15 protein-coding genes are annotated in these 16692 nt (G+C 38.1%); 3 read left to right on the top strand and 12 right to left on the bottom strand.

Annotation, left to right across the window (positions count from 1 at the left end; all coding sequences use genetic code 11):
• Positions 1-91 precede the first annotated feature (91 nt).
• The 3 genes from atpD to R1T16_RS03880 all read left to right on the top strand — a co-directional run bounded on the left by atpD (position 92) and on the right by R1T16_RS03880 (position 2607).
• Entirely contained in the window at positions 92-1603 is a 1512-nt protein-coding gene (atpD, locus tag R1T16_RS03890) for a F0F1 ATP synthase subunit beta (protein ID WP_317499764.1), read from the top strand.
• Positions 1604-1680: 77 nt separating this feature from the next.
• Complete coding sequence (locus R1T16_RS03885; RefSeq protein ID WP_317499763.1) at positions 1681-1968, top strand: F0F1 ATP synthase subunit epsilon; 288 nt, start codon at positions 1681-1683, stop codon at positions 1966-1968.
• Positions 1969-2421: 453 nt separating this feature from the next.
• On the top strand, positions 2422-2607 hold the full coding sequence (locus tag R1T16_RS03880; RefSeq protein WP_317499762.1) for a hypothetical protein: 186 nt from the start codon (positions 2422-2424) through the stop codon (positions 2605-2607).
• A 410-nt stretch (positions 2608-3017) separates the two neighbouring features.
• Here R1T16_RS03880 and R1T16_RS03875 read toward each other — a convergent pair whose 3' ends face one another.
• The 12 genes from R1T16_RS03875 to R1T16_RS03820 all read right to left on the bottom strand — a co-directional run bounded on the left by R1T16_RS03875 (position 3018) and on the right by R1T16_RS03820 (position 16652).
• Complete coding sequence (locus R1T16_RS03875; protein ID WP_317499761.1) at positions 3018-3314, bottom strand: hypothetical protein; 297 nt, start codon at positions 3312-3314, stop codon at positions 3018-3020.
• Positions 3315-3418: 104 nt separating this feature from the next.
• Positions 3419-3640 (bottom strand): helix-turn-helix transcriptional regulator, encoded by a 222-nt coding sequence (locus R1T16_RS03870; protein WP_317499760.1) that lies wholly within the window; start codon positions 3638-3640, stop codon positions 3419-3421.
• 2 nt (positions 3641-3642) lie between these two features.
• Positions 3643-4179: a DUF2975 domain-containing protein gene (locus R1T16_RS03865; protein ID WP_317499759.1), complete on the bottom strand. Its 537-nt coding sequence runs from the start codon at positions 4177-4179 to the stop codon at positions 3643-3645.
• A 4-nt stretch (positions 4180-4183) separates the two neighbouring features.
• Positions 4184-4750, bottom strand: coding sequence for a DUF2975 domain-containing protein (locus tag R1T16_RS03860; RefSeq protein ID WP_317499758.1), 567 nt, complete (start codon positions 4748-4750; stop codon positions 4184-4186).
• A 4-nt stretch (positions 4751-4754) separates the two neighbouring features.
• Positions 4755-5579 (bottom strand): DUF2975 domain-containing protein, encoded by an 825-nt coding sequence (locus tag R1T16_RS03855; RefSeq protein WP_317499757.1) that lies wholly within the window; start codon positions 5577-5579, stop codon positions 4755-4757.
• Positions 5580-5583: 4 nt separating this feature from the next.
• A complete protein-coding gene (locus R1T16_RS03850) occupies positions 5584-6084 on the bottom strand; it encodes a DUF2975 domain-containing protein (protein ID WP_317499756.1) in 501 nt (166 codons plus the stop codon).
• A 324-nt stretch (positions 6085-6408) separates the two neighbouring features.
• On the bottom strand, positions 6409-7569 hold the full coding sequence (locus R1T16_RS03845; protein WP_317499755.1) for an AI-2E family transporter: 1161 nt from the start codon (positions 7567-7569) through the stop codon (positions 6409-6411).
• 679 nt (positions 7570-8248) lie between these two features.
• Positions 8249-9964 carry a hypothetical protein gene (locus R1T16_RS03840; RefSeq protein WP_317499754.1) on the bottom strand — a complete coding sequence of 572 codons (1716 nt, stop codon included), beginning with the start codon at positions 9962-9964 and terminating at the stop codon, positions 8249-8251.
• A gap of 569 nt (positions 9965-10533) precedes the next feature.
• Positions 10534-12354: a hypothetical protein gene (locus R1T16_RS03835; protein ID WP_317499753.1), complete on the bottom strand. Its 1821-nt coding sequence runs from the start codon at positions 12352-12354 to the stop codon at positions 10534-10536.
• 25 nt (positions 12355-12379) lie between these two features.
• A complete protein-coding gene (locus R1T16_RS03830) occupies positions 12380-14230 on the bottom strand; it encodes a tetratricopeptide repeat protein (RefSeq protein ID WP_317499752.1) in 1851 nt (616 codons plus the stop codon).
• Positions 14231-14234: 4 nt separating this feature from the next.
• Positions 14235-16079 carry a tetratricopeptide repeat protein gene (locus R1T16_RS03825; protein ID WP_317499751.1) on the bottom strand — a complete coding sequence of 615 codons (1845 nt, stop codon included), beginning with the start codon at positions 16077-16079 and terminating at the stop codon, positions 14235-14237.
• A gap of 96 nt (positions 16080-16175) precedes the next feature.
• Positions 16176-16652 carry a regulatory protein RecX gene (locus R1T16_RS03820; protein ID WP_317499750.1) on the bottom strand — a complete coding sequence of 159 codons (477 nt, stop codon included), beginning with the start codon at positions 16650-16652 and terminating at the stop codon, positions 16176-16178.
• Positions 16653-16692: the final 40 nt, after the last annotated feature.

Here is a 16692-nt window from a genome sequence, read left to right as displayed (position 1 = left end):
GCATAATTCAGAGATAAAAAACTATCTTTGCACTCGGAAAAAATAGGTTTTTTCGCAAAACGTAAATAGCTGTTTAATAAATACATAAGCAATGTCTAAAGTAATAGGAAAAGTTGCACAGATCATCGGGCCAGTAGTAGACGTGGTGTTTAACACACAAAACGCTGCACTTCCAAAGATCTATGATTCATTAGAGATCACTAAAAAAGATGGTACAAAATTAATCCTTGAAGTACAGTCTCACGTAGGTGAAGACACTGTTCGTACTATCTCGATGGACTCAACTGACGGTATGAGCAGAGGCCAGGAGGTTATCGGTACAGGTGCTCCTATCCAGATGCCAATTGGTGCTGACGTTTACGGACGTTTGTTCAATGTTATTGGAGATGCTATTGACGGCCTTGGCGATTTGCCTAAAGAAGGTGCTAATGGTTTACCAATTCACCGTTCGGCTCCAAAATTTGAAGATCTATCAACTTCATCAGAAGTTTTATTTACAGGTATCAAAGTAATCGACCTTATCGAGCCTTATGCAAAAGGTGGTAAAATTGGATTATTTGGTGGTGCAGGTGTAGGTAAAACGGTATTGATCCAGGAGTTGATCAACAATATCGCAAAAGGTCACGGTGGTCTTTCTGTATTCGCAGGAGTAGGTGAAAGAACACGTGAAGGAAATGACCTTCTTCGTGAGATGCTTGAGTCTGGTATCATCAAGTATGGTGATGACTTTATGCATTCTATGGAGAATGGTGGTTGGGACCTTTCTAAAGTAGACAAGCCTGGTATGCGCCAGTCTAAAGCTACATTCGTATTTGGTCAGATGAATGAGCCGCCTGGAGCACGTGCACGTGTTGCACTTTCAGGTCTTACTATCGCTGAGTACTTCCGTGACGGAGCAGGTGAGGCACAAGGAAAAGACGTTCTTTTCTTCGTAGACAACATCTTCCGTTTTACACAGGCAGGTTCTGAGGTATCGGCACTTCTTGGCCGTATGCCATCTGCGGTAGGTTACCAGCCTACACTTGCTACAGAGATGGGTGCCATGCAGGAGCGTATTACCTCTACTAAAAAAGGATCTATTACTTCAGTTCAGGCGGTATATGTACCTGCGGATGACTTAACTGACCCGGCACCGGCAACAACGTTTGCCCACCTTGATGCAACAACGGTACTTTCACGTAAAATTGCTGAGCTTGGTATCTACCCTGCGGTAGACCCTCTTGATTCAACTTCAAGGATCCTTACTCCGCAAATCTTAGGTGATGAGCACTATAACTGTACACAAAGGGTTAAAGAGATCCTTCAAAAATACAAACAGCTTCAGGATATCATCGCGATTCTTGGTATGGAAGAGCTTTCAGAAGAAGATAAACTATCTGTATCACGCGCCCGTCGTGTTCAGCGTTTCCTTTCTCAGCCTTTCCACGTAGCAGAGCAGTTTACAGGTATCCCTGGGGTATTGGTAGACATTAAAGACACTATTAAAGGATTCAACATGATCCTTGACGGTGAGCTTGACCACCTTCCGGAAGCGGCTTTCAACCTTAAAGGAACCATTGAAGACGTTATCGAGGCAGGACAAAAAATGTTAGCTGAAGCGTAATTGGTTGATGGTTGATAGGTGATGGTTGCCAGAAGCTTCCGACAACCGACAACCGACAACTACAATAACTAAAAAGTATGTTATTATTAGAAATAGTATCGCCGGAAGGCCATTTGTTTAAAGGAGGGGTTACATCGGTAACTGTTCCGGGAGTGGATGGAGAATTCCAGATGTTGAACAACCACGCTAATATTGTTTCAATATTAACCGAAGGCAGCATCAAGATCGCAGTGCCTGATTTTAAGACCAATACTGAGTTTTCAGAGAAGTTCATGAAGTCAGACAAAGACCAGAAATTCCTTTTGCCAATAACATCAGGTACACTGGAGCTTAAAGACAACAGAATTATTATCCTGGTAGGTTAATCCTCCACGAAATATTAAATTGAAAGCCCTATCCGCGTAAGTGAGATAGGGCTTTTTTTGGTATTATTGCAGTATGCAATTCAAAGATAAAAATAGTATATGTGTTGTTGAGCGTAAAGTAACTTCGCGGTCGCGGCTATTGGGTGTATTTTGGCTTGGCATTCTTATCCTGTCACTTTGTTTCTGTTAACACCCTTGTATGATATAATAGCGGATGAGCGGAATCGCACAGCGATTGGGCTTGTACTATTTGTTCATCTTGCCTTTACACAGATTTTGATATGTACCTATGAAAGCCATATATATTTTGATATAAGCCGCAGGATGATGAAGCGTACAGATGAAATATGGTTCTTTAGAATCGGCAGGTGGAAACGGATAAAGGATATTGAATACTTGTCTGTCTTCAGGCAGTTGTCTTCAGCAGGATAAGATAAAGAGGAAACATTTCATTTGTATGATGTTAATCTTTGGTACACCAATAACAAGCATACTATAATTACCCAATATAACGAAAGAGAAGCTGCTTACGAAGTCGCATTGCGCATTGCAACCGGACTTGATGTAGATATGCTTGATGCTACTGTGCCTAATGATTTTAAATGGGTAGAAATATATAAGGATAAAGTAAAAAGATAATATTAGTTTAACTTAAATGATTTATCCGAAGACCTTTGCTAAATGTATGATGCAAAGAAGAAGCCCTGCAATATTAATGGAGACAATCGCCTTATTTTTCATGTGCCGGGATTTGTAAATGGCAAGAAGATGGAATATTATATAAAAGGGTGCTGTAAAAATTGTATTTATGTATAGCGAAAACCCTATCCATGCCGGTCTGATATCGTGTGACGAAAATAGCCGTTCGTACCACAGGTAGGCATAATACAGATACATAACCGTTATAACAATGATATGCAATTTGAGATTTTTTTCAAAAACAGCTACTATAGCAAAAAATGCAAGCAGCACATAAGCCAATAGAAATAGTAATATCATAGCTTATTCGGTTCTTGTTTTTGTATACTCCATAATATCGCGGAAAAAAATTATTCTATTTCTATTCGTATCTCTGTTTCCCATCCGCCAATCATTCCCTTTTTATTTTCAATCAGCAGTTTTTCTATACTTTCATGAGTTTTGTAGATAGTTTTGATTTCGCTTGTTTCTATCTCCACGCTTTTGATGTCTTTAACCACTTCCTTTATTCCTTCATCACTCCAGGTTCCTATCCCGAAATTTATGGTAGCGGTATCTTTTGTTGTGAGGTTAAAGACAATGGAGTCGCCGATGGCAAATTTGGTAAAAGCAGGTTCCCAAGGATTGCTTTGTAGATTAATTTTCACCTTGGTATTTTCTTTAGTTGTATTGATAAAGTTTATATAGTGAGGGGGATCACAGCTTATAAGTAATAGTGTGAGGGGTAAGAGATGTAGTGTTTTTAGCTTCATTACAATTTATTAGCTTCATCTTTAATATACTCCATAATATCGCCGGGCTGGCAGTCCAGCACCTCGCAGATGGTTTCTAACGTCGAAAACCGGATGGCTTTCGCCTTACCGGTTTTAAGTATAGATAGGTTGGCTGTGGTTATGCCTACTTTCTCTGCCAGTTCGTTAGAGCGCATCTTCCGTTTGGCCAGCATTACATCAAGATTTATGATTATAGGCATAGTTATATGGTTAGTTCGTTTTCTTCCTTAATGAATTCTCCTTTTTCGGCCATGTGCGACATTACAAGAATCAGTTTGCCGATAAGATATAGTGCGAGGAAAGCTGGGATTTCTGTAAAGAATATTTTTACGTCAAAATACAAAAGCGTTCCTGTAGCAACAAACAATACATATTTTACTTTAGCAAAAATAATGAATGTGCTGCCTGCCCTGCGAAATTGGTTACCCTGGGTATGGTAGAACATTTTTCCTTTTTCAATGCGTAACAAGCACCTGTAAAAACATGTTATGCCTATAATAATATAAATAAGCAGTAGCCCATAAGCAATGCAAAAAGCCGTTCCTAACCATATCCTATTGCCATCAATAGTGTTATGGTAAAGCGGAGTGAAATAATTGGCAAAAATGCCTTTAAGTAAGGCAGGGTCATTTTGTGTAATCAGCCTGTAAGCCGTTCCAAAATAATAAAGGACCATGCCTGTTGCAAAAGTTATAGCAGCACGAAGTGCCAGTATAATGATGTTTAAATGATGCTTCATGGTATTATACGGTTAAGTCGTTTTCTTCCTTTATAAATTCGCCCCTTTCTGCCATGTACGACATGATTAGTATTAGTTTGCCGATAAGGTATAATGACAATAACATCGGTATTTGCTTAAAAAATTGTGAGATGTCAAAATAACTTAGTATGCCTGCAAAGCAAAATAAAACGTACTTAACTTTGGCAAAAATTATTACTGTCGCGCCCACTTTCCTGAACTGGGCACCCTGCTCATGGTAAAATATCTGATTCTTTTCTATTTTGAGAAGGCATTTGTAAAACCGCACTATTCCTGACATTCCATACATGAGGAGTGCTGTGTAGCACAAAGTAAATCCAATAGCGACCCATTTTAGGTTAGTAATATGAGACGCACTCAATAATTTCCTATTGTTAAGAGTTACCGCGTCAATTGGGGTGAAATGGTTATCAAAATAGCTGTAGAGCTTATCTATATCTGTAGTAAAAAAGAATTCGTAAGTCTTTATCAAATTGATAAAGCACATCACGGCTGCCGCAAACAGTATCACCCGTAAGGCTATAATCACGATATTTATATGATGTTTCATGATATTATACGGTTAAGTCGTTTTCTTGTTGCAAGTTGTAGCCAAGGCTAAACAACTTACTTATTACGATTAGTGATAATGCAAGGAGAACAAGACCAAGGCTGAATTCTGTTTCCGGGTACAGGGTATATAACTTTGATTTATGGCCGTTGGTGGCAAAGGTGTCTATAACAATACGTGTGTAATATTGCTTTATAATAATGCACAGTATCCAGTTGAGAATCTGGTAAGATAATATTGCATTGCCAATTACCCACAGCTTACGCGAAGATGCACTGTTAAAAGAAAATTGCAGGTTAAGTTTTTTAAAGAAAGAACGGGTGAACCATAATACATAAATTGTTACGAAAAGGAGTATGTAGTTTTTAAGAGACAGGAGTATTTTTAAACCATAATCTTTTGGGTTGAGCACAACAAAGCCTTCGGCGTTAACTATTTTTATGTCACTAAACTCAGAATTTATTTTGTTAAAATGATCGTTGAAAATGGTAAGTGAGTCTACAGTAAGCGTTTTATCTAAAGTACTATCATTAAATTTCCTGTAAAACTCATTGTGCCATGTATCAGGATAGCTTTTGCCTGTTGATATTTGCCCGCTTCCCCTGTTGTAGTTGCTTTTATAAACGAGAGTGCTGTCGCCAGGTTTGTTGAGTTGTAGGCTGACAGGAACTGAGTATCCGTAATTATGATTAGGCGTTATCATTACACTGTCAGTAGGTTTAATAAATATATCACAGAATATAATGTAACCTGAAAATAAAAGGGCACCGTAAAATGCGATTGTTGCTATTATAAAAAGCCTTGAAGTTAGCCTGTCTTTTTGTTTCATGATATTATACGGTTAAGTCGTTTTCTTCTTTAATGTTTTTTGCCATCTGGAAAACCTCTGCAAGGACAAAAAAGAACAGTCCCAAACAGATGACAAAGATGGATTCTGCTATAAAATTAAAGTCGATACTTAATGTGTTGCGAGAAATGCTCAATAACATAGAACCACCCGCTATGAGGACGAATCCAACTAAGATGCTTCTCCCTGTAAGCCTGAAGTTTTTAATAACATCAGGACTGAATATCCTTTTTTTGCGGAACAACCCCAGCGTTTCTTTAAAGATATAAAGCGCATAGATAAACAATGAAATCCCTCCTATCAGAAGCCCCGCAAGCAGTTTTGCAGTTGTGGGAAGGTTGGCGGCTGTTTCTCCGTTGATTTTAAATGGAATAGTTTCCGGCATTACAAAAGTGAGCAGCCACAAGGGTACGAGAAAGAACATTACAATAAGCGATAAGACGAAGAGTATTTGTGTGAGGTCTTTTAAGAGGGATAGTTGTTTCATGGTTATATATTTTGGTTACTATAAATATATATAAATTATCGAAAAACAATAATTAATATTTAAAATTCAATAATTAATTTTTTGTTTTGAGATATGGAAATGTGGTTTTACCTGCGTGTGTACAGGTTCCTAAGTATGTATGTATCCAAGAATATATCGTCAGTTTTTATGTTTCAATTCAGGATTGAAGATTATGATAAGCACAGTAAATATTGGGTGTTTTGCAGAGGTTAAGAAAATTTAGGCAAAAAAATATCGTCAGTTTTTAATCAATGTATTGGATTAAAAACTGACGATATAAAAATGTGAGTACTATGCCGCTGACTAATCGTCCTTTTTCATGATCTTTTTTACTTTTACATCGGCTTCCTTATCTTTTGCTTTCGCCTCCATTGCTTTTTGTGTTTTTCGTTCGCGTTTTTTGAACCAGTTGTTGTCTTCCTCGCCAAAAAGGTAAGCGTAGGGCTGGGTGTCCGGACTCAATTCAAACAACTGCTTAAGTATGGCCAAAGATGGTATTATAAGTATCATGCCGGTTACACCCCAAATGGCGCCGCCTACGAGCAGCCCGATAAAAGTTACCAGTGCATTTAGGTTTACATTGCTTCCTGTAATCTTTGGGGTTAAAAATCCGCCCTCTAAGAGCTGAATTAGCGTGAAGGCTACCACGACAGCGAAAGGATAAAAAAGATTGTCCTTGGTCATCAATGCAAACGTGAAAGGTAGTATGGCGCCTAATGTAGGCCCCAGGTAGGGTATGATATTAAGCATGCCTGCCAATACGCCAAAAAATATCGCGTGCTTAATACCTAATGCAAAAAGTACCCCCGTATTTATTACCGCAAGTATCATCATTACTTTGCCTGCACCCATTATATAAGCGTGAACGATCTTGCGTATAGATGTAAGCTTGTCAAGCAGAAAGCCGTCGTCCTGTTTACTGAATACCTTTGTGATGAATATGGCCAGGTGATCACGGTAAATAAGCAGGAAGAAGATAAAAACAGGCAGCAAAATGATATCAGATAAGGTACTTATGGTTTTAAAGATAAGCTGTGTAGGCGACCCATTTTCAGGCTGAACGATAGCAACAGCCTTTTTCATCTCGAAACCGCGCGACATGCCAAGATCCATGCCCAGGTTGCTCGCACACCATTTATTAATTTCTATGGCAAATGAATTTATCTTTTCAGAGAGTCCTCCGCCCAGGTCATCCATAAAGCCATTTATCTGGCTATAGATAAAAAACAGGACAATCCCAATAACCGCTATAAATGCTAACAAGCAAACTGCAGCACTTACAGAACGCGGAATCTTTCGTCGCTCTAACGCATTACAGGCTGATGTAAGCAGCATTGCTATATAGCCCGATATCAAAAGCGGTACAAGCAGCTTTTTGCCTATTATCATAGCAAAAACTATAATAATGATTAAAAGCGCGATATATACTGTTTTTATGTAGTTTGGTACGCGTAAGGTTTCCATATTCGCAGTAAGGTGTTAAATTTTAAGATATTCCTTATCAAAATTAGCGATTATAAAACCTTGTAATTATAATATTATATTAAAGTTATGCTTACATACAATTAAGCTTATCCCATTAAAATCTTGAATATATAAAAAAAGGAATCCCGGCTACTACCCCGGGATTCCACATCCAACTAAAAAATTACTAAAACATTATGAGACAAGCCCATAACTATCTTTACTATTTATAGTATATTATTATTTAATTTATAAATATATAGATTAAAACAGACAACAAACTTTTTGCAAATATATTGATATATAACGGTTTGTGTGGAGCTTTAGTATGCTTTTGTCAATAATTCACGCCTAATGGTTTTTATTTATATTTTAAATATGTTTACAAAGGCATTACTCTTATATATTCATAATAATGTAGCACTCTGTGCTTATATGATAATATGATATTTTAATTTTTTGTTAAAAATTATATGTATGCATAAGGAAAAGTAGATTTGTTGGCATTTTTAATTCCTTATATTCAAGAAATTATTAAAAAACAAGGCTCCGATGAGTATGAGTCAACGGAGCCATCCAACTAAAAAATTTACTAAATAATTATAAAAGACCTTACTCAATTATAATTGCTGTACGACCGCAGCTGCGGTTGGCCCTTTTGGGCGGTATCTTAACAGGTTTACTGTATGATTGTCTTTTTTGTAACCATTGCGCCGTTTGTAAATGCAATTTTTACAATTACGGGTTCTGTAGTATTTATTAGTGCAGAGGTAAATTGCTGAGCTGCAATATTTGCCTGGCTGTAAATAAGCCTGCCTGTAACGTCATAAATCTGAATACTGTATATTTCTTCAGGTGCCTCTATTGTAAGCTGCTTTGCATTGCTGTATATTATAACCTGTTCTTTTTGTACAGAAGGCAGTCCAAGCGTTTCGCTATATAGTATTTCAAAGCGGCTATCAAAAGTTCCGGCATCTGTGGTAAAAATATAGCTGCCTTCTTTAAGATTTGTAATTGTTCCGTTTAGTTTATCTCTTAGGAATATGTTTTGTCCTTCAGAGAATAAACCATCCATATGGTCCAGGTTAAACTGATATGTTCCTGCGGCGCCTGCCTTAAATCCTAAGACAATAACGTCTGATACTTCAAATTCAGGGCGTGCCTCAATAGCCAGTTTTCGGCCTTCTATTTTTGCATAAAGAGTTACCGTGCCATCCATGATAGATTCGCCGTCAAGGCCATTATCATATCCTGTAGTGGCTTCAGCCGTATAGCCAATAAGTACCTGGCTGAATACATTTTGAGCAGTTACGTTAATCCAGAAGCGGCTTGCTGCGATACCATCTGCACCGGCATTGTCTTTTGACTGTCCGGGCTTAAAGAAGTTTGCAGTACTTACAGCTTCACGCATGTCGTTGTTAAATACTAGGTTTGTGTTGGTATTTGCCTTTACGATAAATCCCTGTCCTGTATTTAAGATCCCGTCTTCGTGAAGTTCAAAAGGGTCCTGAAGCGTATAATTGGCTGTATCAGGAATTGTGTTAGACTGATAGCCCAATTTTGTAACTACAGCGTAGCTTGACTTTGATGGATCATCTGTTTTTCTCCATAACCATATTGTTCCGTCAATAGCATCCTCGTTTGCTTCAAGGAACTTGTAGATGTTTATCGGCGACGGATAGGGATTTCCTACTGCGTTGTAAGCAAAATTAGGCGATCCATATACGAGCGGCTTAACAATATCCCCCGTGTTTGGGATGCCTTCAAAAGATCCTTCCCAAATAGCAGGTGTCAACGGATGGTCTTCTTCTGTACGGATAAGGTAACTCTTGGCAGTTTCAAAGTTTGTAGCAGCCGGCGCCACCATCGTATAGATGTTGTTCGGCGTATTGAACGTATAAAATCGGTTAGTAGATGTTTCTGGCGAAAAGTCAAGAAGATTCTGTCCGCTTACCGGAGACGACCATAATGTCATGGCATCCTTTTTTATAAGCGACGAATTTCTTTTGATGGTTACCGTGCCGGTATTTTGTGTAGCAAGTGTTTGTACAAGGTTACTGCCGCTTTCAAAAGTAAGCGTGCCGTTAGCCTGTACGTGTACATTATGGGTAATAACTGCGTTGCTGTTTTGCGTAAAAGTAACGTGGGCATTACCCTGTATTACAACCGAGCAGGCATAAAATAATGCGCCGCTAACAATGTAGTCTGCAGTAAAAACAGCATCTTTTGTCTGGTCGGGCTCACCGTTGCTCCATGCTGTACCGTTCCACGTTGTAGAAGCGTCACAGTACGAAAAGGCAGCCGTTTCCTGAGAAAGGCAGATTAAAGGCAATAGGAAAAGAAAATATAACAGCCTTTTGGCAGTCATACTTTGCTCAGAAAATAAAGTAGTCATGGGGGGAATAACTTGTTTATTAAATCAGGGCAAAAGAATAGGAGTGGTTTAAGCTCTCTAAAATTTTAGGTTCAGTAAGGTGTGTAATAAATAGCTTCTTGGGGGCAAAAAACCATCTACAAAATTTCAATCAGATTCTACTCTGCTATTGGATCGGGTTTCAATAATATAAAACGGGGGCAAGTTCTATATTATCAAAAATTCAGAAAAAGTATACTGCCATAAAGGGGGCGTTCATGGCAGTAAAGTAAATTAATTTGGTATATCTGTGTTCAACTTTAAGTTTAGCGTTAGTATTTTTTAGTTGCTTTTGCACGGCTGTAAAAATTGTAAGGCTGCCGGCTTATTTCTTTTACAAAGTAACGGCAAAAAACGTAAACATTAACAAATATTTAATAGACAAAGTATAGACAATGGTATTTTGACCTTTTTTTAAAATACTGAAAAACAACTTATTATGGATTAAAGATAAATTTAATAGATGAAATACATAGACAAGTCAGTTTAAAGCCCACTTTTTCCGACTCTCGTTTATGATCCGGTGTGCCGTAGTTTTATCCCCGAAAAATTTAAAAATCAGATAGCAGTTTTTCAAATTCTGCATCGTCATTTATATCAAGTTTTTTCTTAATGCGGTACTTTTTTGTAACCGCGCTTTCGTATGAAATCTGAAGTAGTGAAGCAATCTCTTTGTAGGATAGATTAAGCTTTAAAAGAGAACAAAACTGGATATCATTTTTTGTAAGTACAGGATAAGCAGCCATTAGTTTACTTTCAAAATTTGGGTTTGCATTATTAAAGCGCACCTCAAATTCTTTCCAATAATCTTTTTGGCGGGTAAGGTGCTGCAGCTCCTTTTTTACATCAGTAAGTTTAGTAAATGTATTGTCGTTTAATTTCTCCAGTATCGAATTTAGGTTGTCGTAGTAATTGGCCATCTGCAATGCCATGGATGTTGCTTCTCGCTGTTTTTCTTCTATAACCTGTTTTTGCGAATTGCTGAGTTCCTGTTCAAGGATATGCTGCTGCTCTAAACGATTCTTACGGCTTTCTACAGCTTTTAACGCTTCTTTTTGCAGCCTGTTCCTTAGCAGGTAGGCGCGCAGGAACATAGAAATTATAATTATGATTCCAATGCTTGAAAGGATATACATAAGCATAAGCCGCTGTTCTGTCTGTACCTTTTTTTGCAGCGACTGATTATGTGATGCAAGTTTGAGGTTATTCTCCCTTTGAAATTCTGTCTGGAATTCTGCCTGCAACGCATTTGTATTTCTTCCGTTTTCCAGCATCCTCAGGGTATCGCTAAGTATCATTGCCCTTTTATAGGAGTTTGAGCTTTCCTGCCAGTTGCCTGTTTTGGAATATATTTCGGCAATTGCCCGTTCAAATTCAAAGCGTTCATGCGTATAACTCTTAACGTATGCAGGAGAATGCCTGAAATCGTTAATTATCTTTATTGCCTTTTCATACTGCTTAACCTCATTGAGCACACCAATATAGTTGCTAAAGATAAGCATGGAATACTTTGACTTTTTCTCTGATAGCAAAATATACGCCCTTTCAAAATAAACTAACGCCCTTGAGATGTTTCCGCGCAGGTTTTCAATATTGGCAATTTTTGCATAAAGTACGGCCTCCAGTTCCTTGTCGCCAGATTGTTCTACATGTTTAATGACATCTAATAACAAATCATACGCCTTGTTTTCCTGCCCAAGTGCAATAAGGTTTTCGGTATAATTTATTGTCGCAATGGCATAAACCTTATTTTCCTTATTATTTTTATTCTGCTTAAGGTATTCTTCAAGCAGGTCTGAAGCAAATTTGTAATTGTTGCTTTGCAGATACGTTCCTGCAAGGGTAACTTTAAATAACCCAAGGTAGCAGCGGTCGTCAAGCCGTTCAAGTATTTTTATGCCAAGGAGAACGTTGGCTGTAGCTTTTTCTATGTCGCCTTTATAAAGGTAAGAAGCTGCCATTGAGTGATAAATATGTGCCCTTAAAATATCACTGCCATGTTTTTTGTTAACAGATAATGCCTTACTGCTCCATTTTAATGAGGTGTCAAAACTGCCCATAATATTAAATTCTGTAGCAATATTGATCATCGGGGCAATTTGCTTTTCAGGATACTTCTTAAGATATTGTATCGATTTCTTAAAATAAAAAATTGCCGAATCCTGCTGGCCTGCAAAATCATAATACAGTCCGGTAACGTTAAATGCTTTTGCATAAACGGTATCATGCGAACCTTTAGATTTAAGGATTGGTACATACCTGTCTCTTTCCTTTTGGGCATGCTTCAGGTTATTATAGTCTGCTTTTAGCCAAAAATTTTTGTAGCTGCAATTTTTTTGCTGAGCAGGTGCCCCATTCACCAACAGAAGCATTATTATACTAAAAAGTAGTTGCAGGTTACATTTCAAGAAGCAATTTTTCGAAATCAGCATCATTATTAATTTCCATTTTCTTTTTTATCCGGTACTTTCGGGTAATCACGCTCTCATGCGATATCTGTAAAAGCGATGCGATTTCTTTGTTAGAGAGGTTAAGCTTAAGCAAAGAACAAAATTCAACATCGTTTTTAGTAAGATTAGCAAAACGGGTACCTAATATATATCCAAATTCCGGGTGCAGGCTGTTAAAACGGGTTTCAAACTGTTTCCAGTATTCTTCCTGCCGTATCAGCATTTTTAAATCTTTTTTTAATTCGGTGGTTGTATTAAACGCACCATTATCACATTTTTCAATAATGTCATTTACGTTGTTTTGGTAATCGGCCATTTTTAGTGCCCAGGATGTCAGCTCGCGTTGTTTTTCCTTTATCACTTCCTTTTGGCTTATTACAAATTCGTGCTCAAACTCCTGCTGTTGCTGCATTAAATTTTTCTCTGTATTGAGATTTTTGAGGGCCTCTTTTTGCAGGAGCGATCTGAGCCAAAAACTACGTAAGAACAATAGCACAATTATAATTAAAAATACGCTGGCAAAAACATAAAGATATGTTAGTTTATTTTTAGCTTCTTTTTCTTTCTGCAATAACCTGTTTTTAGCATTCAGCCTAAGATTTTTCTCGTGCTGCAGCTGTTTTTGCAGCTCCCCCTGAAGCTCATTTACATTGGTATTATTATGTATACGTGTTACAGAATCTTTGAGTTTTAAGGCGTTTTCCAGTCCGGTAATCGCCTTATCCTCCTGATTGGTGTTCTTGTAGGTTTCGGCAGCTGCCAGATCAAAGCGTACCTTATCTACCGAATTTATGCTTACAAAGATTGGGGCTTTCTTTGTTGTTTCAACTATTTTTAATGCCTCTTCGTACTTTTTTTGCTTATTGAGGTATTCTATAAACTCTGAAGCTACCGGTACAAGATTTAGCGAATTAGCATTTAATAATATGCTGAATGACGCTGTATAGTTCTTATAAGCGGTATCGTACTGCTTTTCATAAGCGGCAAGCAGCGCGAGTTTAGAATAGGCAATAGCAAGATGTTCTGTGTTTTTTATGACCTTAAGCTGTTCTATTGCTTCTCTAAGTGCACGTTTAGCGTTGTCTACCTCATCTAAGTGAATAATGCACTCTGCATAATTGATTAGGGTAAGGGAGTGGTTTACATTGTCGTTTCTCGCCTTAAACTGTGCAAGGCAGTCCAGATACAGATCTTTTGCAAAAATAAAATTGCGCATTTTCATGTATATGTTTGCCAGCTTCTGGTTAAGGTTTGTAAGTGCCGATTTATCGTCTTTGTTCTTGATGATGCTTATTGCTTTTTGAAGGTATTCTATGGCCTTATCATATTCCAGCTTATATTGATAGTTAGACGACATGTTGCTGTATATCATGACCTGGTTAGATTTGAGACCCAGCTTTTTGCTAATTTCCAGTGCCTCGTCGAGGGTTTGAAATGACGCATCATAATCTCCCTTGTTCCTGTAGGCAATGGCTATGTTCATTAAAGGCATCGTTCTTACCTGCGGGTGATTCTTTAATACCGCCAGCGACTTTTTGTAATAATATATAGAAGAATCTACGTTACCAATATTTCGGTAATAGATGCCATATATATTATATACAGATCCTTTTATACTGTCCGGCAGCGCTTTTTGTGCCAACGAATATTTAATATAGTACTTTACGCTGTCAGGCTGTGAGAAGATGTACTTCTTAATTTTTGCTTCTACAGTTTTGTAATTAAATGCACCTTCCTGTGCATGTGCAGTTAGTAGAGGCAGGCAAAAGAACAATAATATGTAAAGATGTTTTCTCATAGTGTTATATTTCCATAAGAAGTTTTTCAAATTCGGCATCATCGTTAATCTCCATTTTCTTTTTTATCCTGTACTTTTTTGTAATGGCACTTTCGTGCGATATCTGCAGCAGCGAAGCAATCTCCTTGTTAGAAAGGTTCAGCTTAAGTAGCGAGCAAAACTCTATGTCATTCTTGGTAAGCTTGGGGAATTTTGAATTAAGTACAGTTCCAAACTCAGGGTGCAGCGCATTAAAACGGGTTTCAAACTGTTTCCAGTAGTCTTTTTGCTTCATAAGCAGCTGAAGCTCTTTTTTAATGTCGTTTATATTGAGGCTGTTGTTACTGTTGCATTTTTCTATAATGGTTGTAATGTTATCCTGATAGTTGGCCATACGCAGGGCAGTAGAAGTAAGCTCCCGCTGTTTCTCTTCGATAATCTCTTTTTGGGAGTTTGTGAGTCCCTGCTCATACTCATGTTGCTGCTGTATAAGTATTTTTTCGGCTTCAATGGCTTTAAGCTCTTCTTTCTGAAGTTTGTTCTTTAGCCAATAACCTCTCAGAAAAAGCGAAATAAGCACTATAATAGCAAAGCTTATAAAGATGTACAGATAGATAAGCCTCTTCTCGATCTTCATCTCGTTTTGCAGTATCCTGTTATTCGCCTCGAGCGCAAGATTTTTTTCGCGTTGCAGCTGGGTCTGAAACTTTGCCTGTATTTCTTCCACTGCCACATTTTTATGTGCGGCAGCAATAGAGTCCATAATAACAATAGTATTTTGGTACGCTTTTATGGCCTCCTTATCATTGTGTGTGGCTTTATACGTTTCTGCAATGGCATTTTGATAAGCAAGCTGATCCTGTCTGTTTGCATCCCTAAACTTTTTGCCTGCCTCTATAGTGCTTATAACACTAAGCGCTTTTTGATGTTCATTTTGTCTGTTTAAAAAATCTATGTAAGTGCCGGAAATGCCTATAATTTTAACCGATCCTGCTTCGCGAAGACTGATTAGGGCATTATCATAAGTGGCTATTGCTATAGCCTTGCGGCCTTGTTTTGCTTCGAGTTCTGCTATTTTAAAAATACAGATACCTATAAGCTCTTTATCGCCATAGGTAATCAGTCCGGCTTTTGCCTCGTCCAGTGTCTTTGCGGCATCGTCATACTGACTTGTATGGGTTAGGGCATCGCCCAGGTTTATAAGGGTAAGGTAATAATTCTGAAGCAGTCCTGCCTTTTTAAATTCAGGCAGGCATTCACGGTAGAGATCTATGGCAAACGCATAATTTTCTTTTACAAGATAAGTACCCGCCAGTTTTTGCTTAACTATATAAAGGTCTTTCCTGTTTTTTTGAGGATGAAACAGGGGTATAGCCTTAAGCAGGTAGTCTACGGCCTTATTATAATCGGTAATATTGCTATAGTTAGAGGCCTGTTCGCCATAAGCGGTAGCAAGCCCTGCATTGTTCTTTAGTTTTTTTTGTATTGCTATCGCTTCGTTAAGCAGTTTAATAGATGTACCATATGCTCCCTTGTTTCTATAGCCTATGGCAAGGTTCATCAGGCTCTTCACCCTGAGTGCAGGATAGTCTATAAGGTAGGTTAATGACTTTTTTGTGTAAAAAATGGTAGAATCGGGCTTACCGGCCATACCATAGTATATGCCATAAAGATTATAGGTCTTTCCATATACGCTGTCGTGCACATCTGGTTGCGTGAGCGTTTTCTTAATTATAGCTAAGGCTTTGTCAGGGTTCGAGTTGAGTAGTTTTCGTGCATTAATCTCTGCGGCTTTAAAATCATAATTTTTCTCCTGGCCAAAAGATAATGCAGCTACAAAAAAGAGTGTAAGGTGTAATTTTCGTACCATAGCATCACAGGCGTTAATCAATAAAAACTGTTGGGGACAGGTACGGCCAAATTAACAAAAATTTAGCAGTTTTATTTTCGTTTTAAACATTTTTATTTATAAAAAACTGCTGATTTTTTCCTGTACGAGATTACTTTCATAACCTTTTCGCAACAAGAAGTCCATAACCTTTCTCTTTTTTTTGAACAGGTTTGATTCTCTGACAGTTTCCCACTGTTTATCGGCAATCACATAAAAAGTTTCAAGATATTCGCCCTGCGGAATTTCTTTCATGGCGCGGTCAATATTGTATTTGGAGATATTGCGGGCTTTGAGCTCGTTAGTAATTCTGCGGCGTCCCCACTGCTTGATCCTGAATTTTCCGCGCGCAAAACTGCAGGCAAAACGCTCTTCGTTCAAAAAATTATGGTCTAGCAGGTGCACGACTATGGCATCAATTGCCTGCGGAATCATGTTCAGGCTTTTCAGCTTTTGTATAACCTCGTCATGGCAGCGTTCCTGGTAGGCACAGTAATGCTCCAGCTTGCGCTGTGCTTCTTCTACCGTATACGATTTATACATTCCGCTTTCCATATCTGCCAAAGGTAAAAAAGAAATCCCATCGTGTAATGGG

The sequence above is a fragment of the Flavobacterium sp. DG1-102-2 genome, from assembly GCF_033042555.1.
GTDB lineage: Bacteria > Bacteroidota > Bacteroidia > Flavobacteriales > Flavobacteriaceae > Flavobacterium.
Note: the sequence above shows the minus strand (reverse complement) of the source record. Positions and strands in the feature narration are given on the sequence as shown.